The sequence below is a fragment of the Archangium sp. genome (assembly GCF_045802675.1).
Classification (GTDB): domain Bacteria; phylum Myxococcota; class Myxococcia; order Myxococcales; family Myxococcaceae; genus Archangium.
The window spans coordinates 165,488-190,784 of the sequence record NZ_JBJMQO010000022.1; the positions used below are offsets into that span (position 1 = coordinate 165,488).

At 68.6% G+C, this 25,297-nt stretch carries 19 protein-coding genes and 1 pseudogene; 12 read left to right on the top strand and 8 right to left on the bottom strand.

The features are described 5' to 3' along the window. Nucleotides 1–11: 11 nt before the first annotated feature. From ACJ8AN_RS06155 to ACJ8AN_RS06170, 4 genes and pseudogenes are all read right to left on the bottom strand, one after another. Nucleotides 12–113, bottom strand: a pseudogene (locus tag ACJ8AN_RS06155) (CBS domain-containing protein); the annotation flags it as partial. A 255-nt stretch (nucleotides 114–368) separates the two neighbouring features. Beyond that, nucleotides 369–1,217 (bottom strand): hypothetical protein, encoded by an 849-nt coding sequence (locus tag ACJ8AN_RS06160; RefSeq protein WP_407754298.1) that lies wholly within the window; start codon nucleotides 1,215–1,217, stop codon nucleotides 369–371. 24 nt (nucleotides 1,218–1,241) lie between these two features. After that, complete coding sequence (locus tag ACJ8AN_RS06165) at nucleotides 1,242–2,897, bottom strand: reverse transcriptase domain-containing protein (RefSeq protein WP_407754299.1); 1,656 nt, start codon at nucleotides 2,895–2,897, stop codon at nucleotides 1,242–1,244. A gap of 64 nt (nucleotides 2,898–2,961) precedes the next feature. Next, nucleotides 2,962–4,107, bottom strand: a complete 1,146-nt coding sequence (locus tag ACJ8AN_RS06170) for an SIS domain-containing protein (RefSeq protein WP_407754300.1) — start codon at nucleotides 4,105–4,107, stop codon at nucleotides 2,962–2,964. A gap of 108 nt (nucleotides 4,108–4,215) precedes the next feature. Here ACJ8AN_RS06170 and fsa point away from each other — a divergent pair, with 108 nt between their 5' ends. Further along, on the top strand, nucleotides 4,216–4,872 hold the full coding sequence (fsa, locus tag ACJ8AN_RS06175) for a fructose-6-phosphate aldolase (protein WP_407754301.1): 657 nt from the start codon (nucleotides 4,216–4,218) through the stop codon (nucleotides 4,870–4,872). Nucleotides 4,873–4,963: 91 nt separating this feature from the next. Here the strand turns inward: fsa and ACJ8AN_RS06180 are convergent, their stop codons facing one another. Further along, nucleotides 4,964–7,180 (bottom strand): hypothetical protein, encoded by a 2,217-nt coding sequence (locus ACJ8AN_RS06180; protein WP_407754302.1) that lies wholly within the window; start codon nucleotides 7,178–7,180, stop codon nucleotides 4,964–4,966. 171 nt (nucleotides 7,181–7,351) lie between these two features. On the opposite strand from ACJ8AN_RS06180, the gene ACJ8AN_RS06185 reads away from it, so the two are divergent. The 3 genes from ACJ8AN_RS06185 to ACJ8AN_RS06195 all read left to right on the top strand — a co-directional run bounded on the left by ACJ8AN_RS06185 (nucleotide 7,352) and on the right by ACJ8AN_RS06195 (nucleotide 10,451). After that, the gene (locus ACJ8AN_RS06185; RefSeq protein ID WP_407754303.1) at nucleotides 7,352–8,488 is read left to right on the top strand and encodes an acyl-CoA dehydrogenase family protein; all 1,137 of its coding nucleotides are present in this window, start codon (nucleotides 7,352–7,354) and stop codon (nucleotides 8,486–8,488) included. 151 nt (nucleotides 8,489–8,639) lie between these two features. After that, a complete protein-coding gene (locus ACJ8AN_RS06190; RefSeq protein WP_407754304.1) occupies nucleotides 8,640–9,437 on the top strand; it encodes an electron transfer flavoprotein subunit beta/FixA family protein in 798 nt (265 codons plus the stop codon). 45 nt (nucleotides 9,438–9,482) lie between these two features. After that, a complete protein-coding gene (locus tag ACJ8AN_RS06195) occupies nucleotides 9,483–10,451 on the top strand; it encodes an electron transfer flavoprotein subunit alpha/FixB family protein (protein WP_407754305.1) in 969 nt (322 codons plus the stop codon). Between the two features lie 116 nt (nucleotides 10,452–10,567). On the opposite strand, the gene ACJ8AN_RS06200 is transcribed toward ACJ8AN_RS06195, so the two are convergent. Beyond that, nucleotides 10,568–11,146, bottom strand: coding sequence for a cytochrome c oxidase assembly factor Coa1 family protein (locus ACJ8AN_RS06200; protein WP_407754306.1), 579 nt, complete (start codon nucleotides 11,144–11,146; stop codon nucleotides 10,568–10,570). A gap of 139 nt (nucleotides 11,147–11,285) precedes the next feature. Between ACJ8AN_RS06200 and ACJ8AN_RS06205 the strand changes: the two genes are divergently transcribed. From ACJ8AN_RS06205 to ACJ8AN_RS06240, 8 genes are all read left to right on the top strand, one after another. After that, complete coding sequence (locus ACJ8AN_RS06205; protein WP_407754307.1) at nucleotides 11,286–11,585, top strand: PqqD family protein; 300 nt, start codon at nucleotides 11,286–11,288, stop codon at nucleotides 11,583–11,585. A gap of 17 nt (nucleotides 11,586–11,602) precedes the next feature. Next, nucleotides 11,603–17,509 (top strand): FG-GAP-like repeat-containing protein, encoded by a 5,907-nt coding sequence (locus tag ACJ8AN_RS06210; RefSeq protein ID WP_407754308.1) that lies wholly within the window; start codon nucleotides 11,603–11,605, stop codon nucleotides 17,507–17,509. Nucleotides 17,510–17,521: 12 nt separating this feature from the next. Further along, nucleotides 17,522–17,671: a hypothetical protein gene (locus tag ACJ8AN_RS06215; RefSeq protein WP_407754309.1), complete on the top strand. Its 150-nt coding sequence runs from the start codon at nucleotides 17,522–17,524 to the stop codon at nucleotides 17,669–17,671. After that, nucleotides 17,671–18,441 carry a potassium transporter TrkH gene (locus ACJ8AN_RS06220; RefSeq protein WP_407754310.1) on the top strand — a complete coding sequence of 257 codons (771 nt, stop codon included), beginning with the start codon at nucleotides 17,671–17,673 and terminating at the stop codon, nucleotides 18,439–18,441. The genes ACJ8AN_RS06215 and ACJ8AN_RS06220 overlap by 1 nt, the downstream gene beginning before the upstream one ends. Then, nucleotides 18,438–19,244, top strand: coding sequence for an N-acetyltransferase (locus ACJ8AN_RS06225; RefSeq protein WP_407754311.1), 807 nt, complete (start codon nucleotides 18,438–18,440; stop codon nucleotides 19,242–19,244). The genes ACJ8AN_RS06220 and ACJ8AN_RS06225 overlap by 4 nt, the downstream gene beginning before the upstream one ends. A 42-nt stretch (nucleotides 19,245–19,286) precedes the next feature. Beyond that, nucleotides 19,287–20,444 carry a calcium/proton exchanger gene (gene cax, locus ACJ8AN_RS06230; RefSeq protein WP_407754312.1) on the top strand — a complete coding sequence of 386 codons (1,158 nt, stop codon included), beginning with the start codon at nucleotides 19,287–19,289 and terminating at the stop codon, nucleotides 20,442–20,444. A gap of 7 nt (nucleotides 20,445–20,451) precedes the next feature. Continuing rightward, entirely contained in the window at nucleotides 20,452–21,423 is a 972-nt protein-coding gene (locus ACJ8AN_RS06235) for a DMT family transporter (protein WP_407754313.1), read from the top strand. Between the two features lie 112 nt (nucleotides 21,424–21,535). Then, nucleotides 21,536–22,513 (top strand): MBL fold metallo-hydrolase, encoded by a 978-nt coding sequence (locus ACJ8AN_RS06240; RefSeq protein ID WP_407754314.1) that lies wholly within the window; start codon nucleotides 21,536–21,538, stop codon nucleotides 22,511–22,513. A gap of 131 nt (nucleotides 22,514–22,644) precedes the next feature. Here ACJ8AN_RS06240 and ACJ8AN_RS06245 read toward each other — a convergent pair whose 3' ends face one another. Together ACJ8AN_RS06245 and ACJ8AN_RS06250 are read right to left on the bottom strand one after the other, a co-directional pair. Then, nucleotides 22,645–23,583 carry a DUF4382 domain-containing protein gene (locus tag ACJ8AN_RS06245; RefSeq protein ID WP_407754315.1) on the bottom strand — a complete coding sequence of 313 codons (939 nt, stop codon included), beginning with the start codon at nucleotides 23,581–23,583 and terminating at the stop codon, nucleotides 22,645–22,647. 210 nt (nucleotides 23,584–23,793) lie between these two features. Continuing rightward, nucleotides 23,794–25,275: a pentapeptide repeat-containing protein gene (locus tag ACJ8AN_RS06250; protein WP_407754316.1), complete on the bottom strand. Its 1,482-nt coding sequence runs from the start codon at nucleotides 25,273–25,275 to the stop codon at nucleotides 23,794–23,796. Nucleotides 25,276–25,297 lie beyond the last annotated feature (22 nt).

A 25,297-nucleotide genomic window follows, 5' to 3' on the forward strand; every position in this document is an offset into this window, starting at 1 on the left:
GGCACCGCCGCTCAGAAGTACCGGGCGGCGAGCAGATCCTGCACGTCGAGCAGGCCCACGGCCTTGCCCTCGGCGTCGACGACGGGCAGCTGATCCACGCGGAACTCGCGCATAGGCTCAGTGGTCGGGACGCGCGTGCCCCATCACTCCGGGGCCTCTCACAAACCACATATTTCAGGGACTGACTCGTTCAGGGCTGGTTGCTGGCGATGTTGGGCAATAGGGTGGTGCTGCAAGCTCAAGTGGAGATGCGGCGGTGCAGTCCGTTGAGCACAGGCCGAGGGCCCGTCGTTAGGGAGGAGATGCACTGCAATGACCTGCTAGCAAAGTGGCTCCAACTAGGGCCTGTAAATAGGAACAATACTGGCTTACCTACTTCGAAGTCTGGCTTGAAACGAATCAATAAGCCATTGCCGAGAGGCAGGCGGCAAAATCTCTGGTAGAGGGATTGTTAGAAGCTTCCCATATCGCGAAGAGTACACGCCAATTCGTTCGATTGTTGTGCCTATTGGTGCTTGGTCGATTCCTCCGAGCGTGGAGAGTATGTAATAGCCTATCAGCTGCTTTGTGTATGCCTTGGAGAAAATAGGGCTCTTAGAGGTTTTGATCTCTATCAGAGTACCATCCAAGATTAAGTCTGCATCGGCTCCCCCAATATCGATAGAAGCCTGACCAAAAGTTGGATTTAGTATGCAGCTTGAGCGGGGATTGAGTACATTGTCGGGTATGATTTCGGCTAAGCCTCGTAGTTCGTTCATATCCGACAGGTAGACGACGCCAAACTCCTTCCCCACTTTTCTCGAGCGGATGAGAAGGTCGATGTGCGCCAAGTAGAGGACAGATTTTAGTGTGTCGTTTGTTAGGACCCCTTGTTCGATAAAGTCGAGATTCGCTCTTTTAGCCCGACCAAGTAGGTCAAAGGCTAGGGCCAGTGTGTTGGGTGATATTGGTGCAGCTAGTCTTTTTTGCTTGATGAGCTTGGTTTCTAGTGCGTGCAGCCCCTCTTCTGCAACCCACGGTCGTGTGATTGCAAATGAGAATCTGCGCTGAAGTATGAAGCGTAAGAGGTAATCGAAAGCACTTCCTATGAGCGTCTGTCGAGGAGTGCCTGCTGGCACTAGTGGGTGCACACCAAACGTAAGGCCACGAGGGAAGCAGATTAGGGCTTCCATTTGGCTGTCGATGGCGGGGCTCTGTAGGAAGGTCGTAAGGCTCATGATGCCGCCGGGTGAAGGGGATGGTCAGGAGGATGGCCCGACGGGATGAGCGACTGAGCTTGGGCCATACTTGCGCGCTGCTTTGTTTAGCATCTTCGCAATTCTGCGAAAACTAGGGATTCGATAGAACCCCAGGTTGGGGCTGGTGAGTTCCTCTTTCGGAAACCCGTGAGGACGTGCCGTCACTTGGAGCCCAGCTTGCTGAAAAAGTTCTGCTCTCCGTAGCAAAGATGTGTAAATGGTGTGCAATAGCCAGCCATCCAGTTGTTTCAATTGTGTATCATCGTCGACGATCGGATAGAAGCTCATCAGGCCTCGGTATCTCATCTCAGGTGTGTCGCCTGAGAGGTACTTGGCAAGCTTCTCCTCCGTTAGCTCACCGTACAAATACCGCCTTATCTGGGAAATCATGACGGTATAATCGGCATCGCGAGGACCAGATACTCTTCCTGGGATGCAGCGTCCGGCAAGTGGCTGTTCGAGTAGGTTGGCATAGATGAGTCGCGCAATATGACTTTTGATTCTTTCAGCCGTGCTGTCGCGAATCCCGATTGTGTGGGCATTTACTTTGTAGCCAACAAACTCTACATAGGTGGTCTTGGCTAACTCGGCGCCTGCTCCCTCTTCGACAAGCATCCTAACGCCGGGCGATTTTTTGAGATTGAATTCAACACCCATTTCGTCAGCAGTTGCTGCTAGAACTTCCACTGCGTGACAGAGCTCTCCGTAATCATCTGACCAGACAAGTGTGTCATCCGCATATCGTGCAAAGTCCACACGAAGTTGCTCAAGTCTTCGGTCGAGAGGATAGGCGGCAATGTTCGCTAAGAAAAGAGATGTTGATACTCCTTGCGGAATGCCTTTGTTTCGTTTCTGTGTGTGTCCTAGTTGGTAGTCGGCAATAGAGTAGATGCTGCTTCTGAGGAAGCCTTGGATGATCTTCCGCTCTTCGTCCGTAATGTAGAATCTTTTGTCATTTAAAACGCGCTCGATGTGGTCGTGAGAGATCGAATCGAAGTATTTCCGGAAGTCGTATTCGGCCATGAAGATGCGTTTCCGGCCGGCAAAGCTTGAGGATAGGTGTAGCACCGCGTCATGCACGGTGAGATCGCTCCGGTAGGCAAATGATTTGGAGCTGAAGCGTCCTTTGTTCTTTTCGAGTAGGCGCTTAAAAACAAGCCGCGCAATTGCTTGATCGGCGACTTGAAAAACTGATACATTGCGTGGGCTGCCGTCGTCTTTGGGGACTGAATAGCGGATGGCGGGTCGCGGACGATAAAGCTTTGTCTTGAGTGATTTCTCGACGGCGTATGCAATGGACTTGGCATGCTTCCGGACATGGTAAGGATTGAAGCCATCGTTGCAGCCCCAGTATTCTGGTGTGAGTACCTCCTTGGTCCACACGAGCCCAGAGCGTTCTTGTAGACGCCTGGTTTCCTCATGCAAGCCAAACGCATATTGCTGGTGACGAGCCACTAGTTTTCGGGCTTCCGCTTGGATGGTTTTGAATATTAGATCGCTCATCGCATACCCAAAAAAAACAAGGCTGGCGATTGCTCGCCAGCCTCCAACACCCACGGCTAAAAAATACATATCACGCGATTCCTGGGGTGCTCCCAGGAGATCCAGTCCTTTTTCAGGTATGCCTACCTGGAAAAGGGATATGCCGGGCTGTTTCACCCCCTTGGGGCTTAAATCCGGAGGCTAGTCCAGCCCAGCCGAGGCTTCAACTCCGAGTATTTTTTCAGAAGTACCGGGCGGCGAGCAGGTCCTGCACGTCGAGCAGGCCCACGGCCTTGCCCTCGGCGTCGACGACGGGCAGCTGGTCCACGCGGAACTCGCGCATCAACTTGGTGGCCTCGAGCGCCAGCACCTCGGGGCCCACGCACCGCGGCCGCTTGCCCATCACGTCGCGGATGGGCCGGTCGAAGTCCGTCTCGCCGCGCTCGACGAGCCGCCGCAAGTCGCCGTCCGTGAAGATGCCCACCAGCCGCCCCTGCCGGTCGACGATGTTGGTGGCGCCGGGTCGGCCCGGGGTGTTGGTCATCACCACCACGGCCTCGGAGAGCTTCGCGCTCTCGCGCACCACGGGGTTGGCGTTGCCCGAGCGCATCAGCTCGAAGACGCGCATGACGGAGCGGCCAATCTTCCCGCCCGGGTGCAGCAGGGCGTACTCGGCCGAGCCGAAGGGCCGGGAGCGCAGCACCGCCATGGCGAGCGCGTCGCCAATCGCGTGCAGGGCCGCCGTCGACGCCGTGGGCACCATGCCCATGGGGCAGGCCTCTTCGATCCGGCCGATGTCCAGCACCACCTCGGCGCCCCGGGCCAGCGGGCTCTCGGGGTCTCCCGTAATGGCCACCACGGGAGCGCCCAGCCGCTTGAAGGAGGGCAGCAGCCGCACCAGCTCCTCGCTCGCGCCGCTGTTGGAGAGCGCCAGAATCACATCGCCCCGGCCCACGCGGCCCAGGTCTCCGTGCACGGCCTCGGCGGGGTGGAGGAAGACGGAGCGGATGCCGGTGGAGGCCAGCGTGGCCGACAGCTTCTGGCCGATCAGCCCCGCCTTGCCCATGCCCGTCACCACCGTCTGGCCCGGGCAGTCGCGTACCAGCTCCAGCGCCCGGAGGAACGAGTCCCCCAGCCGCCCCATCAGCCCCAGAATCGCCTGGGCCTCGGCCTCGAGCACGCTGCGCGCATAGGCGAGCGTGGCCTCTCGCTCGTCCTGGGACTGTTGGGACGGGGTGGAGGGCTCGGGGGTGTTTCCGGCGAGGGCGCTTCCGGGAATGGCGCGGAGGCGGGGCTTCCGGGCGGTGCTTCGGGTGGCTCGGGCCATGACGGGGCCCTTGTACCCCCTCCCTGGCGGGGCCTGCCAGCTTGACGCACCGGGGGGCATCGGCTACGCGCCTGCTCGCCCGGCGGGCAGACTGGAGCGCTTCCCCTGCGACCGCGGGTTTACCATCACAGGCTTAACGGCCTGACCTGAACCTGGAGAGGGGACGAGATGAAGTTCTTCATCGACACCGCCGACGTGGGGGAGATCCGCAAGGCCCACGAGATGGGCGTGCTGGACGGCGTCACCACCAACCCGTCGCTGCTGGCCAAGGTGGGCCGCGGCCTGGAGGAAACCATCCGCGAGATCTGCACCATCGTGGACGGCCCCGTGAGCGCCGAGTGCGTCTCGCTCGAGGCGCCCGAGCTCATCAAGGAGGGCCGGGGCCTGGCGAAAATCCACGACAACGTCGTGGTGAAGGTGCCCATGGGCGTGGAGGGCATGAAGGCCGTCAAGGCGCTCACCGCCGAGGGCATCCGCACCAACGTGACGCTGTGCTTCTCCGCCAATCAGGCGCTGCTGGCCGCCAAGGCGGGCGCCACGTACATCTCGCCCTTCGTGGGCCGCCTGGATGACATCTCCCAGGACGGCATGGAGCTCATCGCCCACATCATCGAGATCTACCAGAACTACGACTTCACCACGCAGGTGCTGGTGGCCAGCGTCCGCAACCCGGTGCACGTGCTGCAGGCCGCTCGCATGGGCGCCGACGTGGCCACGCTGCCCTACAGCGTCATCACCCAGCTGGCCAACCACCCGCTCACCGACGCTGGCATCAAGAAGTTCCTGGCCGACTGGGAGAAGGTTCCCAAGGCCGCCAAGCCGTAGCGCCCGGGGCGACTGCCCGCGAGGTGCCCGCAATGACAGAGGCCACCGCCCGTGCTGGCGCGGTGGCCTCTTTCATTTCAGCGCGGTGGCGCTACTGGATGGCGCCCGAGGTGGTCGCCGTGAGCCCCACGCCGAGCACCGTGGTGGTGAAGCTCGCGGTGTCCGGCTGGCACGCCTGCGTGTCCGACAGGGGCGCGCCGTTGACCCGGAAGTCCCCCACGTAGCCGTATTCCCACTTCTTGTAGAACAGCGTCTTCCAGACGCACACCTTCGTGCTCGGCTGGCAGGCCGAGCCATCCGCGGCGTTGAGCTTGAGGCGCTCGATGCCGAAGCCGAAGCCGTCCTGGAGCGCCGAGACCATCGACTGCGTGCCGCCCTTGGTGGCGGTGTGGCCGGTGCTGAAGCCGACGCCGGACACCTGAGGCCGGTTGAAGTAGGTGTCGCCGAAGTAGGCATTCAGGGTGACGAAGGTACCCCTGGCCACGCCCGCGCCGCATCCGCCGGAGAAGTCCGTCTGCACCGGGGGCCAGGTGTAGCCGTCCAGCATCAGCTTGGTGTTCGCCGCCACCGGCCGGCCCGTGTAGAGGATGTGGGCCTCGGTCCAGATGGAGGTGTCCTTGTCCCAGATGCCGTTGGGCCCGTTCCACTTGCCGTCGGCGGGCGCCTCGTCGATGTAGACCTCACCCTCGTCCCAGACGCCGTTGTCGTTGCTGTCGACGAAGGGCTCGCCCTGGTCGATGAACTGCTCGTCCGGGTCGCGCACGCCGTTGCTGTTGGTGTCGGAGAAGAACTCCTCTCCGCGCATGTAGGCGATGATGGTCACCAGGCTGTCGCGCGGGTTGCGGATGAGCTGCCCGTCCGCGGCGCTCGGCTCCATGTCGCGCGCGAACGGGAACTGGCCGGGCAGCGCGCCGAGCGGATCCACGTCCACCGGGGGATAACGGCCGCCGAACGTCTTGAACACGAGCGAGGCCTCGCCCTCGGCGGAGTTGGTGGGGTTGTTGGGGTCGTACTTGGTGGTGACGACCGAGTTGGTGATGCTGCCCGCCTCGGTCTTGAAGTTCACCGTCGTGCCGGTGCCCACCGGGTTGTTGAACCGGTCCACCACCTTCACCTTGCAGTTGACGTCGAACGACGCGGGAGGGCTGGCGCTCACGTGGGCGGCGATATTGACCAGGTCGCACTTGAGGGTGAAACCGTCGTTGGCGGACTTGGCGCCGCGGATGCCGATGTTGGGGCTGTCCACCTCGACCTTGCCGGCGATGGCCGTGGCGTGCACCACGAAGGCGCCGATGGTGGGGCCGGCGGAGATGGTCGCGGTGACCTGTCCCTGCGGGTTGGTGACACCCGTGGGAGTGACGGTGGTCTCCTTGGGCGCGTTGGGGATGCTGAAGGTCACCGTCACGCCCTGGGCCGGCCGGTTGGACGAGTCCTTGAGGGTGAAGGTGATTTGAGCCTGCTCGTTGAAGCCCGAGCCGCGCACGCCCATGATGGTGCAGGCCGCGCCGTTGCACAGCGTGGACGTGTGGGTGATCTGCTGCACGGTGGTGACGTTGACCTGGACGACCTTCGACTGGTTGGACGGCGCGTGCGTGGCCTGGATGGTGGCGGTGCCCGCCGAGCCCGTCTCCACGAAGCGCACCGCCGCGGTGCCGTCGGAGCCCGTGGTCGCCGACAGCGTCGTCGTGGGCGAGCCGCCTGCCTGCGGCGTCAGGCCCCCCAGGCTGGTGCTGAACGCGATCGTCTCGCCCGCCCAGGCCGTGCCGTTGCCCCGCTTGAGGCTGGCGGTCACCAGCGACGAGTCACCGACGTTGTAGAAGATGGGATCCTTGCTGGCCGCCAGGTTCATCCCGCCGTCGCCCGTGCCCGCGTCCGTGCCCGAGCCCGTGCCCCCGTCCGTGCCGCCATCGCCGTTCGTCGTGCCGCTGCCCACGGTGATGGTGGTCTTCGCGGTGACCTGGTTCCACGCCGCGTCGATGACCACCGGGCCCGCGCAGCCCGTGTCCTGGGCCTTGGGGCACTTGAAGTTCACGGTGGCCGAGCCGGCCTCGAGCGTCACCGTGGTGGTCTTCGAATCATTGCCGAGGATGCCGGCCGGCGCGGTGAGGGTGACGGAGCCCGTGCCAGAGGCCCCCGCGGCATCGGTGGCGCTGACACGCAGGGTGGTGGTCTGGCCCAGGTCGTCGATGGTGCGCGTGGAGGCGCTCACCGACAGGTAGGGCTCGCCGTCGACGGGGCCCTCCTCCTGGCAAGCGGTGAGCGACAACACCAGCGCCAGCGCGCCAGTGAGCTTGAGTAAACGATGCATGTTGATGATTCCCCCTCAGTGCTGAGGATCCGGCCCGATACTGGACGGCTGGCAGTATTCTGGCGGCCGGGGTATTCGTCAAACAACACCTGTAGGGCGCCTGCTCGTGGGAAGAAACCCTTACTCCCCGAGTATGCGCGCTCCACCCGAGCCCTCTCGAGGACACCCTCCATGGACTTCCAGCTCACCGAATCCCAGCGCGCCCTTCAGGAGACGGCCCGCAAGTTCGCCCGCGAGGTCATCCGGCCCAAGGCGGCGCATTACGACGAGACGGCACATTTCCCCCGGGAAATCATGGCCTCCGCGTGGGAGAACGGCCTGCTGAACATGGCCACCCCCGAGGCGTACGGCGGTCTGGGCCTCACGCACATGGATCAGCTCCTGGCGTACGAGGAGCTCGCCTGGGGCTGCGCCGGCATGGCCACCTCCATCACGGCCAACGACCTGGCCAACCTGCCCATCATCGTGGGGGCCAACGAGGAGCAGAAGCAGCGGCTGCTGCGGCCCTTCACCGAGAAGTTCAAGCTGGCCTCCTTCTGCCTCACCGAGCCGGAGGCGGGCTCGGACGTGGCCGGCATGAGCACCACCGCGGTGCGCGACGGCGACCACTACGTGCTCAACGGCGCCAAGTGCTTCATCACCAACGGCGGCCACGCGGACCAGTACACCGTGTTCGCCACCCTGGATAAGGCGAAGAAGCACAAGGGCATTACCTGCTTCGTGGTGGAGGGCCGTCCCAAGGGCCTCACCGTGGGCAAGCACGAGAACAAGATGGGCCAGCGCGCCAGCGACACCGTGGCGCTCACCTTCGAGGACGTGCGCGTCCCGGTGGCCAACCGCATCGGCGAGGAGGGCGAGGGCTGGCGCATCGCCATGGAGACGCTCGACAACAGCCGTCCCATCACCGCCATCCTCTCGGTGGGCATCGCCCGCGCCGCGCTCGAGCACTCGCTGGACTACTCCGCCCAGCGCAAGACGTTCGGCAAGCCCATCCGCGAGCACCAGGCCATCCAGTTCATGCTCGCCGACATGGCCATGAACATCCAGGCCGGGCGCCTGCTGTGCCACCAGAGCGCGTGGATGCTGGACGAGGGCCAGCGCGCTTCCCTCCAGTCCTCCTACGCCAAGTGCTTCTCCGCCGACATGGCCATGAAGGTCGCCACCGATGCCGTGCAGATTTACGGCGGCTACGGCTACATCAAGGAGTACCCGGTGGAGAAGCTCATGCGCGACGCCAAGCTCATCCAGATCTACGAGGGCACCAGCCAGGTGCAGCGCCTGGTGATCGCGCGCGAGCTGTTCAAGTAGGCAAGAAAAACTGTCCGCTCCTTGCTGTTCGCGGTTGCCGGAGGGGGGCGTTGATGCGTAAATCAACGCCCGCGCGTACGGCGCGATGCGTCATGGACGCTCGTGCCTCGTGCCATTTCTGGGAGTACCCGCTCTAAGGAGAAGGACGACCGTGAAGATCCTCGTCACCGCCAAGCGCGTGGAAGACCCCGAGTCCAAGATCAAGGTGAAGCCGGACGGCTCGGGAATCGTTCAGGAGGGGCTCAAGTACAAGATCAACCCCTTTGACGAAATCGGCGTCGAGGAGGGGCTGCGCCTCGTGGCCAAACATGGCGGCGAGGTGGTGGTCGTCTCCATCGGCGGCAAGGAAGTGCAGGAGCAGCTGCGGCACGCGCTGGCCATGGGTGCCACCCGCGCGGTGTGGGTGAACCACACGGGCCCGTTGGATCAGATGGGCGTGGCGGGGCTGCTGCAGAAGGTGGCCGAGAAGGAGAAGCCGGACGTCGTCATCCTGGGCAAGCAGGCCATCGACGATGACCAGAACCAGGTGGGCCAGTACCTCGCCGAGTTCCTGGGTTGGGGCCAGGCCACGTTCGCCTCCAAGGTGGAGTCGCTGGAGAGCGAGCAGGAGAAGAACAAGGTGCCGGCGCTGCAGGTGGGCGCGGATGGCAAGAGAGTGCGCGTGGTGCGCGAGGTGGACAACGGCCTGGCGACGCTCGAGTGCGCGCTGCCGGCGGTGGTCACCACGGATCTGCGCCTGAACATGCCGCGCTACGCCAGCCTCCCGGGCATCATGAAGGCCAAGAGCAAGCCCATCGAGGAGCTGACGCCCGCCAAGCTGGGCGTGGACGTCACCCCCAAGGTGCAGGTGCTGAAGATGTCCTCGCCTCCCCCGCGCAAGGCCGGCATCAAGGTGCCGGACGTGGCGGCGCTGGTGGAGAAGCTGCGCAACGAGGCGAAGGTCGTCTGACGGGAACGCGTTTCCCCACTCTTCTTCGAGAATCTGGAGCCGAACATGCCGATCGTTCTCATCGTTGCGGAGCAGCAGCCGGACGGGAACCTGCGCAAGGCCACCCTCAACGCCCTCGGCGCGGGCAAGCAGCTGGCCGAGAAGGCGGGCGCGGAGCTGCACACCGTGCTGCTCTCCAAGGATCCTTCCAAGGTCGCCGACGAGCTCAAGGGCCTGGGCGTCAAGGCGGTGCACACCGCCGCCGCCCCCGAGTTCGAGCACTACCTGGCCGAGACGTACGCCCCGGCCATCGCCGAGCTGGCGAAGTCCATTGGCGCCACCTTCGTGGGCATGGCGTCCACCGCGCAGGGCAAGGATCTGCTGCCCCGCGTGGCCGCGCGCCTGCAGGCCGCCATGGCCACCGACGTCATGGCCTTCAATGGCTCGGGCGCGGACGTCACCTTCAACCGGCCCATGTGGGCGGGCAACGTCTTCGCCGAGGTGAAGCTCACCACCCCGGTGAAGGTGTTCACCCTGCGCGCCACCGAGTTCCCCGCCGCCCAGGGTGGCCAGGGCGCCGGTGAGGTGAAGGCCTTCTCCCCCAAGGTGGAGACGGGCAAGACGAAGTTCGTGGACTTCAAGGAAGTGAAGAGCGCCCGCCCCGAGCTCACCGAGGCGCGCGTGGTCGTCTCCGGCGGCCGCGGCACCAAGGGCGACTTCAAGGAGATTGAAGCGCTGGCCGACGAGCTGGGCGCCGCGGTGGGTGCCTCGCGCGCGGTGTGCGACGCCGGCTGGGTGCCCAATGACTTGCAGGTGGGCCAGACGGGCAAGGTCGTCGCGCCGCAGCTCTACATCGCCGCGGGCATCAGCGGTGCCATCCAGCACCTCGCGGGCATGAAGAGCTCCAAGACGATCGTCGCCATCAACAAGGACGCCGAGGCCCCCATCTTCCAGGTGGCGGACTACGGCCTGGTGGACGACCTCTTCAAGGTGCTGCCCGCGCTGCGCGAGGCCATCCACAAGGCCAAGGGCTAGGCTCGCGGTGACCGCCGGGTCCGGTGCGTGCCGGGCCCGGTGACTCCAGGAGGGGCGGTGGCGGGGAGACTCCTCGCGCCGCCCCTTCGCCGTTGCGGGCCCCGGAGCCGCGGGGCTCAGAGCTGGATGTCGTTCTTCTTCTGCTCGGGCTCCTGCCGCTCGGGCTCGGCGGGCTCGCCCGTCTCCCCCGGCGCCTCGTCATCCGGCAGCGGCTCCACCTCCGGGAGCGAGTCGGGGAGGGGCACGGTGTTGCCCGGAGGCGCGGGCGAGCCGCTGCGCAGGTGGATGTCCGGATGCCCGGGCACCTCCACCGTCAACGTGGTGAACGTCCACTGGTCGCCGTTCTTGTAGGCCTCCACGTACAGGGTGCCGTCGGCCTTGGGGCCCTTGAGGGGGACGGAGAAGTTGGCCGTGCCCCGCTCGTTGCTGGAGTGGATGGAGCCCTGGATCATCATCCCCGCCTCCACGGGCTCGCCGAGCGCCTGGCGCACCTCGGGGGACTGCCTGGCCTGGGCCACCGCCTCGACGAAGACGCCCGAGCCCCGAAGCGTCTGCGTGATGAAGCCGAAGAAGAGGGCACCCAGGCAGCCGCAGGAGAGCAGCAGTCCCAGGCAGCCCGAGGGCAGCACCCACTTCCAGTTGCGGCTCCACCAGCCCGGCCGGGGGCCCATCTGTCCCTCTGTCATCGTGTTCATGGATTACCCGGTTCCTCCCGCCGCGCGTGGGCGGCGCCTCCCCCGTCATAGCGGTTCCAGCATGGTCGACAACAGGGGCAGCGGGCGGGCACGGTTCCTGGCCAGGGGGCGCGGGGTGGGGGTAGCATTCCGCGCTCCGATGGGTGACGTGACGGAGTGGGTGCCGCGCCTGCACCCGGACGTGGGGCTGCAGCGGGTGGGAGACAGGCTGCTGGCGGTGAGTGCCGATGACACCCTGCACACGTTCGAGGACGAGGGCGGCGAGGTGTCCGAGGTGGCCGAGCGTATCCTGGAGTTGGTGGACGGGCGCCGGAGCGTGGGCGACATCGTGGCGGTGCTGTGCGAGGAATTCGAGGTGGAGCCCGCGGTGTGTCGAGAGGACACGCTCTCCTTCGTGAGGCTCCTGGTGCACAAGCAGGTGCTGGTGCTCGGACCGTGAAGTCCGGGGAGGCAGTCATGCATCGAACGGGATGGCAGTGGCTTCTGGCGGTGTGTGCGCTGTGGGTGGCGGGGTGTACGTGCGGCAAGCCGCCGGTGGAGTCCGAGCTGACAGTGGGCTTCGAGCAGCCAGTGGACGGCCAGCGGCTGGCCCAGGGCGATGACTCGGACGTGACGGCCGAGGGCTTCCAGTACGACGTGGTGGCGGTGGCGGCGGACTCGGCGGGCCGGGCGCTGACGCTGGAGGCGGCGAAGCTGGAGGTGCAGCTGCCGGGCGAGGCCTCGTGGCGCGAGGGGCCGGCGGGAGTGCTCGACGGGGCGCGCGTGCGCTTCCCCGGGGTGACGCTGCCGGGGCGCACCACCGTGCTGCGGGTGACGGTGGTGGAGGCGGGCTCGAAGCGCACGGCCACGCGCAGCCAGAGCGTGACGGTGGGCGCGGAGACGTGGAGCGTGGATATCGAAGGCCCCACCGAGGGCCAGGTGCTGCGCGAGGCGGATGACGTGGACGCGGCCACGCCGGGCTACCAGGTACGTTTCAAGCTGCGCACCAGCGGGTTGGCGGGCCGTGCGGGCACGCTGTACTGCGGCAACGCGTGTGGCATCCCGACGGCGGACTTCACGGTGGCACCGGGCGGCCTCACCGAGGTGCCGGTGACGCTCACCGAGGCCGCGTGCGAGGCGCAGGTGGCCGACTGCTACGCGGTGGTGCGCTATGGCGCCCGGGACGTGGCGAGTGGCAAGCGCAGCTTCACCCTGGACTCGGTGGCGCCGCGCGTGGAGCTGTCGGAGCCCATGGCGCCCGTGGCCGCGGAGACCTTCAAGGTGGAGGCGGTGGTGGGCTGCTGCGAGGACGGCTCGCTGGCCACCCTGTCGCGCGAGGGCCAGGCGCCGCTGACGGCGACCATCTCCGGGGGTGTCGCCTCCTTCGCGGGGGTGGTGGTGCCCGCGGGCGGAGGGCGCTTCCCCTACACGCTGCGGGTGACGGACTCCGGTGGCAATCCCGTGGAGCGGCCCTTCGAGGTGGAGGTGGCGCCCACGCCCGTGGCGCTCTCGCTGTCCGCGCCGGCCAGCGTCGGCACGGACGCGGATGGCGTGACCTCCAACGGCATCCAGGTGGACGTCACGGCGACGACGAGCGCGAGCGACCCGGCGACCGTCATCGAGTTCTCCACGACCGTGACGAGCGCGCTCGCCACGCCGGTGCGGGTGGCCACCACGGCGGCCGGCGGGGGGGGACGGACGGCGACCGCCCGGGTGTCGCTCGCCGAGGGCGGCAATGCCGTGCAGGCCTGCGTGCGCAACCCCGCGCTGCCCGCCACCTGCAGGTCCGCGACGGTGACGGTGTCGACCGGGCGTCCCTCGTGCCGCATCGTCTCGCCCCTGCCGGGTGTGACGCTCGCGGGGTCCTCCCAGCTCGTGCGGGTGGAGGCTGCCTCGGGCCCGGTGTCGGTCCGCGTGCGGGATGCGTCCGGAGCGGAGTCGAGCGTGCCGGGCACCGCCGGGGCGGGCGGCGGTTTCGTGGCGGACGTGGCCCTGGGCACGGAGGGGGTGTACCAGATCGTCGCCGACTGCGGCTCGAGCGGGGTGAGCCAGGCGCTCGCCGTGACGCGCGACACCGTGCGCCCGGATGTGCTGGTGGCCGTCTCCAGCGACGACGACGCGAGCGGCGTGCTCGGGCCCCAGACGCGTGACACCTCCGCGCTGCCGGGCACCCAGGTCATCGTGACCGCCCGCACCGAGCCCTTCGCCACCGTGGTGCTCGCGGGGTGCGATCCGAGCAACAACGGCAGCACCGTGGCGGATGCCTCCGGACTGGCCGTGTTGCGCGAGGTGACGGTGCCCCGGACGGGGACGTGCACGCTGGCCCTCCTGGCCACGGATGTCGCCGGCAACAGCACCGTGAAGGAGAAGCCGCTGACGCTCGGCCTCACGGGCTCCCATCTGTCCATCGTCGCTCCGGCGGCGGGCCGCGCCCTGGGCTCGGCGGACGGGACGGTCCGCACGGGCGGCGGGCTGACGGTGGACGTGCGCGTGTCGGTGTCCGCGGGCAGTACCGGCGTGCTCAAGCTCTTCCGCGGCCTGAGCGAGGTGGGCTCGCTGCCGGTCATCGCCGTGGACTCGGCCCAGGAGAAGGTCTTCGCCGGCGTGGAGCTCAACGAGGGCGCCAACGCCCTGCGGGCCACCCTCGTCGGCACCACGGGCGTGGCGGCCTGTGCCACGGCGCTGCTCGACGTGGACACCGTGGTGCGCACCCTGGCGCTGCTCAATCCCACGGCGTCGGCCTCCTTCAACCTGGGCGCGGATCGCAACGCCGAGCAGCCCGGCATCCAGGCGCCCCTGCAGTACGCGCTCTCCGGAGCCGCGGCCGGAGGCCGTGTGGACATCTGCACGAGCATCGCCCTGGTGCCGGCGGCCGCCCCCTGCCGGGATGGCTCGGGCTTCTTCACGCTCGCCACCGACGTGCCCTCCTTCGTGGCGAACTTTACCTACCCGGACGGCCAGTACTCGCTCAAGGCGGTGCTCAATGACGCGCACTTCACGGACACCGCGCCCGTTTCGCTGCAGGTGGACTCGGTGCGTCCGCGCGTCACCCGCATCACCTTCGACGAGGACGACAACCTGGATGGGGTGATCAACCTGGCCGAGCTGTCCTCCGGCGTTCCCCCGTCCCTCACCGTCTCCGTCACGGGCGTGGAGGACGGGCGCAAGGTGCAGGTGCGCGACGCCACGGGTGTGACGCTCTTCGGGCAGGCGGACGTGGCCGGGGGCGTGGCCCATGTGGCCCTCACCGGCCTGCCCAATCCGGTGGAGGCGAGCTACTCGCTGGTGGCGGTCGTCACCGACGCCGCGGGCAACACCAACAAGATCTCCAGCCCCGCGCCGTTGGATCCGCTCAACCCCGAGGCCTTCGCGAGCTTCCGGTTGGATCGGCTCGCGCCGAAGCTCGACGTCACCGTGCCCGCGGACAAGGCGGTGTTCGGCCCCAATGATGACGCGGACTCCGCCGCCGGCTACCAGCTCCTCCTCTCCGCCGTGACGAGCGCGGACGTGGGGACGGGCGGCGTGGTGGTGGACGTCTCGCCGCTGAACGAGAGCCGGACGCGGACTCCCTCCTCGCTGAAGATCTCGGAGCTGTTCACGGTGCCTGGTCCCGGCTCGGGCTCCACGCTCTACACGTTCCGCCTCCAGGCCACGGACGGCGCGGGCAATCAGACGGTCGTCACCCGCACCGCCACGGTGGACTTCGAGCCGCCCGTGCTGGTGCCGGTGTCTCCGACTCCCTCGGCCGGTGCGGTGCTGGACTCGTCCATCGTCACGCTGCGCGCCAACGTGACCGGAGCGGAGGGCCAGACGGTCCGCATCTCCACCGTGCCCACGGATGGCCGCGCGCCCGTGCTGCTCGGCACGCCCACCGTGGGCGCCGACGGGGTTGTCTCCGTGACGGCCAACCTGCTGTCCGGCGTGCAGGACCTCCGCTTCGAGGTGAGTGACGCCGTGGGCAACGCCACCGCCGTCACCGTGGCGAACCTCAACGTCACCTTCGTGGGGTGCGACCAGCGCTTCACGCGTCCCTCGGGAAGCGGGGTGACCCTGGCCCAGAAGGATGACCTGGAGCCAGCGGTGCCGGGCCTGCAGTACCGCCTCGAGGGCGTGACGGACGTCTGCAAGGGCCGTGAGGTCCGCCTGTACCGCGATTCGGCGTCCACGCCCGAGGCCACCACCACGGCGGACGCGGCCAGCGGTGTGTTCGGCTTCGACGTCACGCTCCCGGACGCGGCGACGGCCACCCTGCGCCTGGAGATGGACGACGGGGCCACTCCCACCTCCGTCTCCACCGACGTCTCCGTCGACCTCACGGCGCCGGCCCTGTCGAACGTGGTGCCGGCCGACACGGCGCTCTTCTACGTGGCCGACTCGAACGAGGCCTTCTTCCGCACGCCCGTGCCGTCCAACTACATCGCCGACCTCACCCCGGACGGGGATGCCGAGGCGAAGGTCTCCTTCCGGGTGACCGGGGGCAACAAGGGCAAGGCGCGCGTCCTCTACAACGGCGTGGACCTGGTGAAGCCCGAGGTGGTGCTCGACGCGGACGACAAGTCGCTCGAGCTGCCCATCACCCTGCCGCACGGCACGACGGGCGCGCTGGTCATCGTGGTGAGCGATAGCGCTGGCAACGAGGCGCGCTGGAACGCCACCGCCACCGTGGACGTCCGGCCTCCGGCGGCTCCGGGGGTGTCGGCCAGCGTCGTGGCGGGGGCCGAGCGCACCGCCTCGGTGGGGCTCACCTGGGCCGCCGTGAATGACGACGGGACGGATGCGGCTTCCGGAGCGCCCGCCGGGTACGACTTGCGCTGGACGACGCTCTTCGCCCAACCGGGCGGCATCACCACCGACGCGCTCTTCTTCAACGGCGGCGCCAAGGTGAAGCAGGCCAGCGCCTCGCCCCTGCCCGGTGCCTCGACGTCGTACACGCTCTCGCCCCTGCCACCGCTGGCCTCCTACTCGCTCCAGCTCCGCGCGCGCGACGAGGTGGGCAACTACAGCCGCATCGCCGCGCCCTCCACGGTGGACAACTTCCTGCGCAACAAGGAGGTGACCAACCCCGGAGCCGGCACCCGCTTCGGCTACCTCGTGGGCTCGGGCAACCTGGATGGCTCTCCGGGGGATGACCTGGTGGTGGCCAGCTTCGATCAGGCCTCCAACCGGGGCGCGGTGTTCGTGTACTCGGGGGTGGATCTCTTCCCCGCGGGCGGCGCGGCTCCCGTGCCCACGCAGACGCTGGTGCCCCCGGACACCGTCTCGCAGTTCTTCGGCATCGACCTGGGCGTGGGCAACGTCGGGGACTCGGCTGGCGAGGGCAGGGCGGACCTGATCGTGGGCGCGTCCGGTTGGAACGGCAACCTCGGACGGGCCCTGCTCTACTTCGGCCGGGACGGCGCGAAGGGCGTGGACCCGACGCCCCTCGAGTTCCGGGGCACGGTCGCGGGCGGGCGCGTCGGAGTCACCGCGCGCATCATCGGCGACATCAACGGGGATGGGCTGGGAGAGGTGGTCCTCAGCGCCTCCTACGAGAACAGCGGCGCGGGCCGGGTGTACCTCTTCTATGGGCGCAGCCGCGCGCAGTGGGACGCCCTGCGCGTCGACGCCAGCTCGGGCACCACGGCCTGCACGGGAAGCAGCACGTCCTGCTACATCCCCGCCACCAAGGCGGATCGCATCTTCACCGGCGAGTCGCCCCCGTCGTCCACGGCCATCAACACCTTCGGCCGCGCGCGCGCGGTCACCTGGCTGGGGGATATCACCGGCGATGGGTACGGGGATTTCTCGCTGCCGGGCTCGCGCGATGTGCTCAACCGCTTCTATGTCTTCTCGGGCAAGGCGGTGAATGACGCCACCGGCCCCATCGCGGCCGGCTCGGCCCTGCAGATCCTCACGCGGACGGTGGGGACGGACTCCTCCCGGTTCGATGGGTTCGGCACCGAGGCGTGTGCCAACGTGGACCTGGTGGGAGGCCCGGGCCGCGACCTCGTCGTCAGCCACCCCTTCGCCAACCAGCTCCTGGTGTACGCGGATGGGGGGCCGGTCGGCTATCCGCCCGCTCCGGCGCTGAGCATCCTGGGGGCGAACAACTTCGGCAACGGGCTGGCCTGCGCCGACTTCAACGGGGATGGGCGCACGGACCTCATCGCCGGGTCGAACATCTTCTCGGGAGGCTCGGTCTGGGTGCTCTACAATCAGGCGACCCCGGGCTCGGAATTCGAGCCGTCACTCGGGGGGGTGAATCAGTCCCGGCTCACCTCTTCCACCGCCGGCTCGCTCGGGGTGAGCGTGACCACGGGCGACTTCAACGGGGATGGCCGACCGGACATCGCGGCCGGAGACAACCTCGACTCCCGGGGCGCCCGGGTGCAGATCTGGTATTGAAGGGTGATGGCGATGACGGACGACAGAAGGAAGCGCAAGCGGCCCTACCGGCCTCCGGCGATCCGTTCGGAGAAGATCCTCGTGGCCAATCTCTTCGCCTCCACGGGCCAGGGCTGCGAGCCCAACTGCGACGGGCCGCCCCCGCTGGATGACATGCCCTGATGGGGCTGGTGTTGACGGTGGGGGAGGGCGTCATCGAGGTGGATGACGGGCTGGTTCCCTTGCTTGAGCGGCGGTGTGTCTGGTCCCACCTTCGTGCCGCCGGGCCCGCGGGCGGGCCTCGCCTGCGGCTGTGTGGCCGTCCTGTCTCCTCCGAGACGTTCGCCCGGGGTCTTCCCCTGGATGCGCGGCGGCCCGAATGGGGTGCCCTCGAGGTGGAGGCCGAGCGGGTGGTGGCGCACATCCCCGCGGACCCGTTCGCGGCGGAGGCGGCGCTGCGGGCGGCGGTGCTGGTGAGCGTGCTGCGGCAGGGAGGCCTGTTGTTGCACGCCGCGGCGGTGTCCTTCGCGGGGAAGGCCCTGGTCATCGTGGGCCCGAGCGGTGCCGGCAAGTCCACGCTGGCGCGCGCGGCGGTGGCGGCGGGGGGCGCGCTGCTGTCGGACGAGACGGTGGGGTTGCTCCCCTCGGGGCAGGTGCAGGGCAGTCCCTTCCGCTCGGACCCGGACCTGGTGCCCACGTGCGCGACGGCCCGGCTGACGCGCCTGGTGTGGGTGGTGAAGGGCCCGGCCGAGTCGGTGAGCCCCGTGGCGGCCCCGGAGGCGGTGCGCCTGCTGCTGCAGCAGTCCTACCGGCCGCCTCCCGGCACGGTGTCGCTCCCGGAAGTGACGGCGCGCGCGGTGGCGCAGGTGGAGCGGGTGGGCCTGCACCGTTTCACCTGCCGCAAGTCCCCGGAGGCGGGCACCTTCGCGCGCGATTTCGTGGGCGCCGCGTGAGCGCCTCGGAGGCGGTGGGAGCGGTGCTGCGCCGGCTGCCCGAGGGCGCGACGCTCTGGGTACGAGGCCTGGGCCGGAGCCTGTGGCCCCTGTTGCGCAGTGGCGATTCCGTCCAGGTGCTGCGCTGTGGCGCGGAGGCCGTGGCTCCAGGGGACCTCGCCGTGCTGCTGCGCGCGGATGGCGGGCTGACCGCGCACCTCGTCACGGCGACGTCACCGGTGCGGACCGCCTCGCTCCTGGGGCGCGAGGACCCGTCCGCCGAGCTGTTGGGCCGGGTCATCCGCGTGCGGACCCGGGGGCGGGAGTGGCCGGTGCCCGAGCGAGCGCGCCCGTTGCTCCGAGCCGCGCAACGTCTGGGGACCCTGGCCTTCCGGAGCCCCGCGCTGCGAGGTGCCCGGCGTCTGGCGCTGGCCTGGGCGACGTCCTCGAGCACGAGGCGCGGGAGGGCCCGGTGGCTCGGTGCGCTGACGGTGCGCCCGCTGCGCCCGGGGGAGGAGGAGCTCCTGCTCGTCTTCGCGGGGCATCATCTGCCCGGGGCCGTGGCGGAGCTGCGGGCCGGGCTGGCGGCGGGCGCGGCGGGGCTGGTGGTAGGCGCGTTCGACGCGAGGGGGCGGCTCCGGGGCTTCGCCTTCGCCCGGGAGGAAGCGGCGGGGCGGGCGCGGGTGCGCTGGAGGGCGGTGGCCCCGGTGGCACACGGACTCGGGGTGGACGCGTCGCTCCTGCGGGTGCTGGCCCGGGAGGCCGAGGCCCGGGGATGGGCGCTCCTGGCCGCGCCGAGCCCATTGCATCGGCCCCCGGGGTAGGCCAAAAGCAGGGGGCCTTTTCCCCCTGCCGTGAGGATGTCCGTGAGCACGCCCGCACCCGCGACACCGCCCCCCGCCTCGTCCCAAACGCCCGCGTCGTCCGGCCCCGAGGGCCAGGGCTCCTTCCTGAACGCGGACCGCGTCTTCATGGCGCTGCTGGTGGTGGCGCTGCCGGCGTCGATCATCGCGCACTTCATGCACCTGGGGACGCCCACCTTCATCCTCTGCGCGCTGGCGCTCGTGCCGCTGGCGCGGCTGATGGGCGAGGCCACCGAGGTCATCGCCCACAAGCTGGGCAGCGGCCTGGGCGGGCTGATGAACGCCTCGTTCGGCAACGCCGCCGAGCTCATCATCGCCCTGGCGGCCCTGCGCTCCGGCCAGGTGGAGGTGGTGAAGGCCTCCATCACCGGCGCCATCCTCGGCAACATCCTGCTGGTGCTGGGCGCCGCCATCCTCACCGGCGGCCTGAAGTATCCCAAGCAGACGTTCAACTCGACGGCGGCGCTCTCCGGCATGGCGATGATGTTCCTGGCGCTCACCGCCATGACGATTCCGGACCTCTTCCACGCCTTCCGGGGTCCGGCGGCCGACGCCCTCATCTTCCCGATGTCGGTGGCCATCTCCATCATCCTGCTCATCATCTACGCGCTCTCGCTGCTCTTCGCGCTCAAGACGCACGCGCACCTGTACGCGGGCGATGACCAGGGCCACGAGGTGGAGGAGGAGCTGCCGCGGTGGAGCACGAAGAAGGCCACGCTCGTGCTGCTGGGCGCCACGGTGGGCGTGGTGGTGGTGGCGGAGTTCCTCGTGCACGCCATCGAGCCGACCATCGCGACGTTCGGCTTCACGCACACCTTCGTGGGCGTCATCATCATCGCCATCGTGGGCAACGCGGCCGAGCACTCCACGGCCATCTTGATGTCGCTCAAGAACAAGATGGACCTGGCCTTCAACATCGCCTTCGAGTCCTCCAAGCAGATCGCCCTCTTCGTGGCGCCGGTGTTGGTGCTCGTCTCCATCCTGCTGGGGCCGGATCACCACCTGACGCTGGAGTTCAGCCACATGGAGGTGCTGGGCATCGCCATCAGCGTGGGCGCGGCGACGCTCATCGGCCTGGACGGTGAGTCCAACTGGCTCGAGGGCGTGATGTTGCTGGGCGTCTACGCCATCCTCGGCGTGGCCTTCTTCTTCATTCCGTGAGCCGTCCGTGAGCAGCACTTCTTCCTCCCCGGCGGCTCCCACGCACCCCGAGGGCCGCACGCGCCTCAAGGCGGACGGGGCCATGGTGCTGATGACGGCCTTCTGGGGCACCACCTTCGTGGTGGTGAAGGGGGCGCTGGGGGATGGGGACCCGTACTCCTTCCTCGCGCTGCGCTTCACCCTGGGGGCGCTGGCGCTCTCGGCCGTGGCGGGGCGGCGGATGTTCGATCCCCAGACGCTGCGCCGGGGGGCGGTGCTGGGCGTCTTCCTCTTCCTGGGCTTCGTGCTGCAGACGGTGGGGCTGGTGTCCACCACGCCCTCGCGCTCGGCCTTCATCACGGGGCTGTACGTGGTGTTCGTCCCGGTGCTGGGGCTGGTGCTCTTCCGGCGCTCGGCGCGCCTCACCTCGTGGGTGGGCGTGGGGCTGGCGGCGGTGGGCCTGCGCTACCTCACCGGCGCGGAGCTGGGCTCGGGTCGGGGCGCGGCTCCGGGCCTGTTGTGGGGCCTGTCCCTGGGCGACTGGCTGACGCTGGGGTGCGCGGTGTCCTACGCCGTCCACATCCTCCTCACCGAGCGCTACGCGCCGAAGTCGAGCGTGGTGCCGCTCGTGGCGGTGCAACTGTGGGTGGTGGCCGGGCTGTCCGCGCTCTGCCTGCCCTTCACCGAGCCGCACGTGGCGTGGACGCCGGCGTTCCTCGGGGCGGTGGCCTTCTGCGGCCTCATCGCCAGCGCGCTCGCCCTGTGCGTGCAGACGTGGGCGCAGGCGCGCACCACCGCCGTGCGCGTGGCGCTCATCTGCTCCATGGAGCCCGTCTTCACCGCCGTGTACTCGGTGGGGCTCGGCTACGAGACGCTCGGCGTGCGCGAGTGGGTGGGCGGCGGCCTCATCGTCCTCGGTGTGCTGGTGGCCGAGCTCGGCGGGCTCCTCTGGGAGCGGCTGCGCGCGGGCCGGGCCACCGTTGCGGACGGGGCGGGGTAGCCGGGGCGCTCGTTCCTCCGCCCGCCCTGCATCCGGGCCGCCGCGAGGGGCAATGGGGTGGGGCGGGAAAGCGTGCAGGCCCGCCGGGAAGCGCTATACCCGGCCTTCTCCCATGAGCGTCGAGCTACGAAGGCACGGACTGCACCTGACCGGGACGCCCCTGTCCCTGGACGCCACGCGCAAGTCCCCGCTGTCCTTCGTCAGCCACGCGCACTCGGACCACATCGCCCGGCACGAGCGCACCATCGCCACCGCGGCCACGCTGCGCTTCATGGTGCACCGGCTGGGCAAGGTGAACGCCCCGCTGCCCGTGCCCTACGGCCGCCCCTTCGAGCTGGGCCCGCTCATGCTCGAGCTGCTGCCCGCGGGCCACATCCTCGGCAGCGCGCAGCTGCGCGTCATCCGCGACGACGGCAAGCGCATCGTCTACACGGGGGACATCAACTTCGCGCCCTCGCTCACGGCCGAGCCCGCCCAGGTGGCCGAGTGCGACACGCTCGTCATCGAGTCCACCTTCGGGCACCCGCGCTACGTCTTCCCGCCGCGCGAGGAGGTGCTGGGGCAGGTGGAGGCCTGGGTGCGCCGCCACCTGGAGCGCGGCGCGGTGCCGGTGCTGCTGGCCTACCCGCTGGGCAAGAGCCAGGAGGCGATGAAGCACCTCTCCAACCGGGGCTTCCCGCTGGTGGCGCACTCCTCCATCTACGAGGTGACGCAGCTCTACGGGGAACTGGGTGTCCCCATCGAGCCGCTGCGCCGCTACGAGGGCCGCGTCGAGCCGGGCGAGGTGCTCTTCTTCCCGCCGCACCTGGTGCGCGGGGGGGCCCTGGCGCCCTTGTGGCCGCGAGCCACCGCGGTGCTCACCGGCTGGGCGCTGGATGGGCCGGGAGCCTGCCGCCGCTACGGCGCGGACGTGGCCTTCCCCTTCTCCGACCATGCCGACTGCCCGTCGCTGGTGCGCTACGTGAAGGCCACGGGGGCCCGCGATGTCATCACCCTGCACGGCTTCGCCGAGGAGCTCGCCCAGGTGCTGCGCGGGGAGGGGCTGGATGCGCGGGCGCTCGGTCAGCCCAAGCAGCTCGCGCTCCTGTGAGCCCCAAAAAACCGAACGGGGATACGGTGCCGTTCCGTATCCCCGTGCGGGACTACTGAGGGGGGTACTACTTGGGGACGCCCGGTATACAACAGCAGCGTACCGGCGGCCTCATTTTCTCTCAGAAACCGTTACTTCACCGAGACGCTGGCCGAGGTCAGCAGGAAGGCCTGCGACTGGTCGGTGCCGGAGCCGATGGAGACGGCGGCGGGCACGCCGGGGTTGGTGGTGAAGCTCACGCCGGCGGGGGCGGTGAAGCCAATCTTGTAGTTGCCGGGGACGAGGAACTTGAAGCTCGCCTCGAACACGCCGTCGCCGTTGGCGTCCGTCAGGGAGATGACCTCGGGGGCGGCGTCCGCGGCGCCGTCGGTGCTGGTCTCGGCGGTGAGGGTGGCCTGGAAGCTGGCCAGCGTCAGCCGCGAGCCGTCGAGCACGGGCAGGGTGACGCCCGAGGCGGGGGTCAGCGTCACGTTCACGCTGCCGCTGAAGGTGATGTCCGCGCCCTTCACGACGGGCTTCATCACCCACTTGTCGCCCTGGCCGCGCTCCTTGCCGAAGCTCTGGGCCACGTCGAAGTCGACCAGAATCACCTTCTGCTCACCGGCGACCTCGACGTCGCCGTCGAACTTCACCTTCAGGCCGGAGGAGCTGAAGCTCGGCGTCTGGAGGGTGCCGGCGACCTGGGCGCCCGCGGGCAGGCCCGAGTAGTGGGCGTCGGTGGCGAAGATGGAGGTGGTGCCGTCCGCGTTCTCCACCTCGATGTAGGCGCCGGAGATGACGAAGCGCAGCTCGCTGTACTTGCCCTCGGGCACCACGGCGTCCTTGACGAGGTCCGCGGTGTCGTTGGCCAGCGTCACCAGGTTGGTGGTCTTGGCCTCGCTGCTCAGCACCACGCGGCCGCCCTCACCTTGGAGGTACACCTCGGAGATGGTGACGACGGCGGCCTTGAAGTCGCCGGGGGCGTCGGTGAGCTTGATGGTGACGCCGCTGTTGTTGCCACAGCCGGTGGTGGAGACGAGTCCGAGGGCGGCGGCGAACAGGCCGATCGCGAGGAACTGGAGGCGCTTCATGGATGTGCTCCGGGGTTACGGGGAAACTTGGGGTGAGCCGCTCGGGCTCACGCCACCTGCCCAAAGCACCCCGCGTGCCGCGCCCTAAGCCCCTGGAATCACAAGACTTGTCCGCCCGGGGGCCCGGCGGGTGTACCGGATGGGACAGGGGGAGTGTCCCGGAGCGTTCACTCCCCCCGTCCGCGCGGGCCGCCCGCGAGGGGCCGCCCGTCACTCCTCGCCGGGCGACTGGACGATGAGCTTCTCCTTGCCGCACACGTCGCAGCGCAGGTGGACGAAGAGGTCCTCCTCGCTGTCCTCGGGCACCTCGCCCTCGGGCACGCCCAGCTCGGCCTTGGCGAGCGCGGGCACCTTCTTGGGGAGGTCCTCGGCGCGCAGCGACTGCACGTACGTCATCTCGCGGTCGTGGCACTCGCGCGTCTCGGGGCCGGTGAGCCACGCGGGCTCCATGCCCTCGGGGAGCCGGCCCAGCAGCTCCAGGTGGCCCAGGGCCTCGGCGAGGTAGGCCAGGCGGCGCAGGCGGGCCTCCTCGGGGAGGGCGGCGAACACCTGGAAGCCCTCGAGCAGGGCCTGCCGGTCCTCGCCGGTGGCCAGCTGCGCCAGCTCCATGGCGGCGTCGGCCGACTCGAGCGCCTCCTCCCAGTTGTTCTCCGGGTTGAAGCCCGCCTCGAGCAGGGCGGAGTAGAGCTGGGTGGCGGAGAGGCGGCGGCGCACCTCGTGGGTGTGCTCCACCACCTCGTGGGGCAGCCGCAGCTCGAGCAGGGCGCCGGTGGTGCGCGGGTCCACCGAGCCGGTGAGGTCATCCACCGCGAGCTCCTCGCGCAGGGCGTCCTTGAGGGCCTTGGCCGCGGAGAAGCGGAAGGAGGGCACCACGCCCACCTCGCGCAGGTACATGGCGGCGAGGCTGGAGTCCTTGCCTCCCAGGCGCAGCGCGCGCTGGGCGCGCTCCACGGCCCCGGGGTCCGCCGCGGGCTTCTTGTTCTCCAGGCGCGTCTTCACCGCCTCGCGGTAGAGCGTCTCCAGGGACGAGCCCGGGGGCAGGCGCGAGGGCAGCAGCGGGCGCAGGCCGGACACATCCAGCACCCACAGGGGCGGGGCGCCCAGGTGCTTGAGGGCTCGGAAGAAGAGCTGGCCCGGGTTGTCCTGGGGCTTGAAGGGGGGCAGCTCGTTCTCCGCCTGCTGCAGCTCGGAGGGCATGGAAGGCTGCAGGAGGGCGCCCGGGCCCATCACCTTGTCGCGCTGCTCGCGGGTAAAGGCCGTAATCCCCTGCACCGGGGGCGGCGGAGGCGGCGGGGCCTCCTGGCCGTCCAGGCCGGTGACGCGGTCCATGTCCACCTCGTCGAAGTCGGCTTCCTCCAGGCCCTGGGCCCCGGTGAAGTCGCAGCGCAGCAGCTTGAGCTTCTCGAAGGTGGCGCCCTCCAGGTTGGCGCCCCGGAAGTCGCAGTCCTGGAGGCGGCCGCCGTGGAAGTAGGCGTTGGAGAGGTCCGTGTCGCGGAAGTTCATCTTGGACAGGTCGCAGCGCTCCCACTCGCTGCCGACGAGTTCCAGACCCGACAGGTCCGCATTGGCGGAGAAGAGCTGCGAGAACGTCGCGCCCGTGTGCTCGGTAGGGACCTTGCCTGCCTTGCGGAGGCGGTTCCACTCGGCGCTTCCATTCTGTAGGAGCTGTTCAATCGTGGGGGCTTTCGGCATGGATCCGAATTTATCGGTGTGG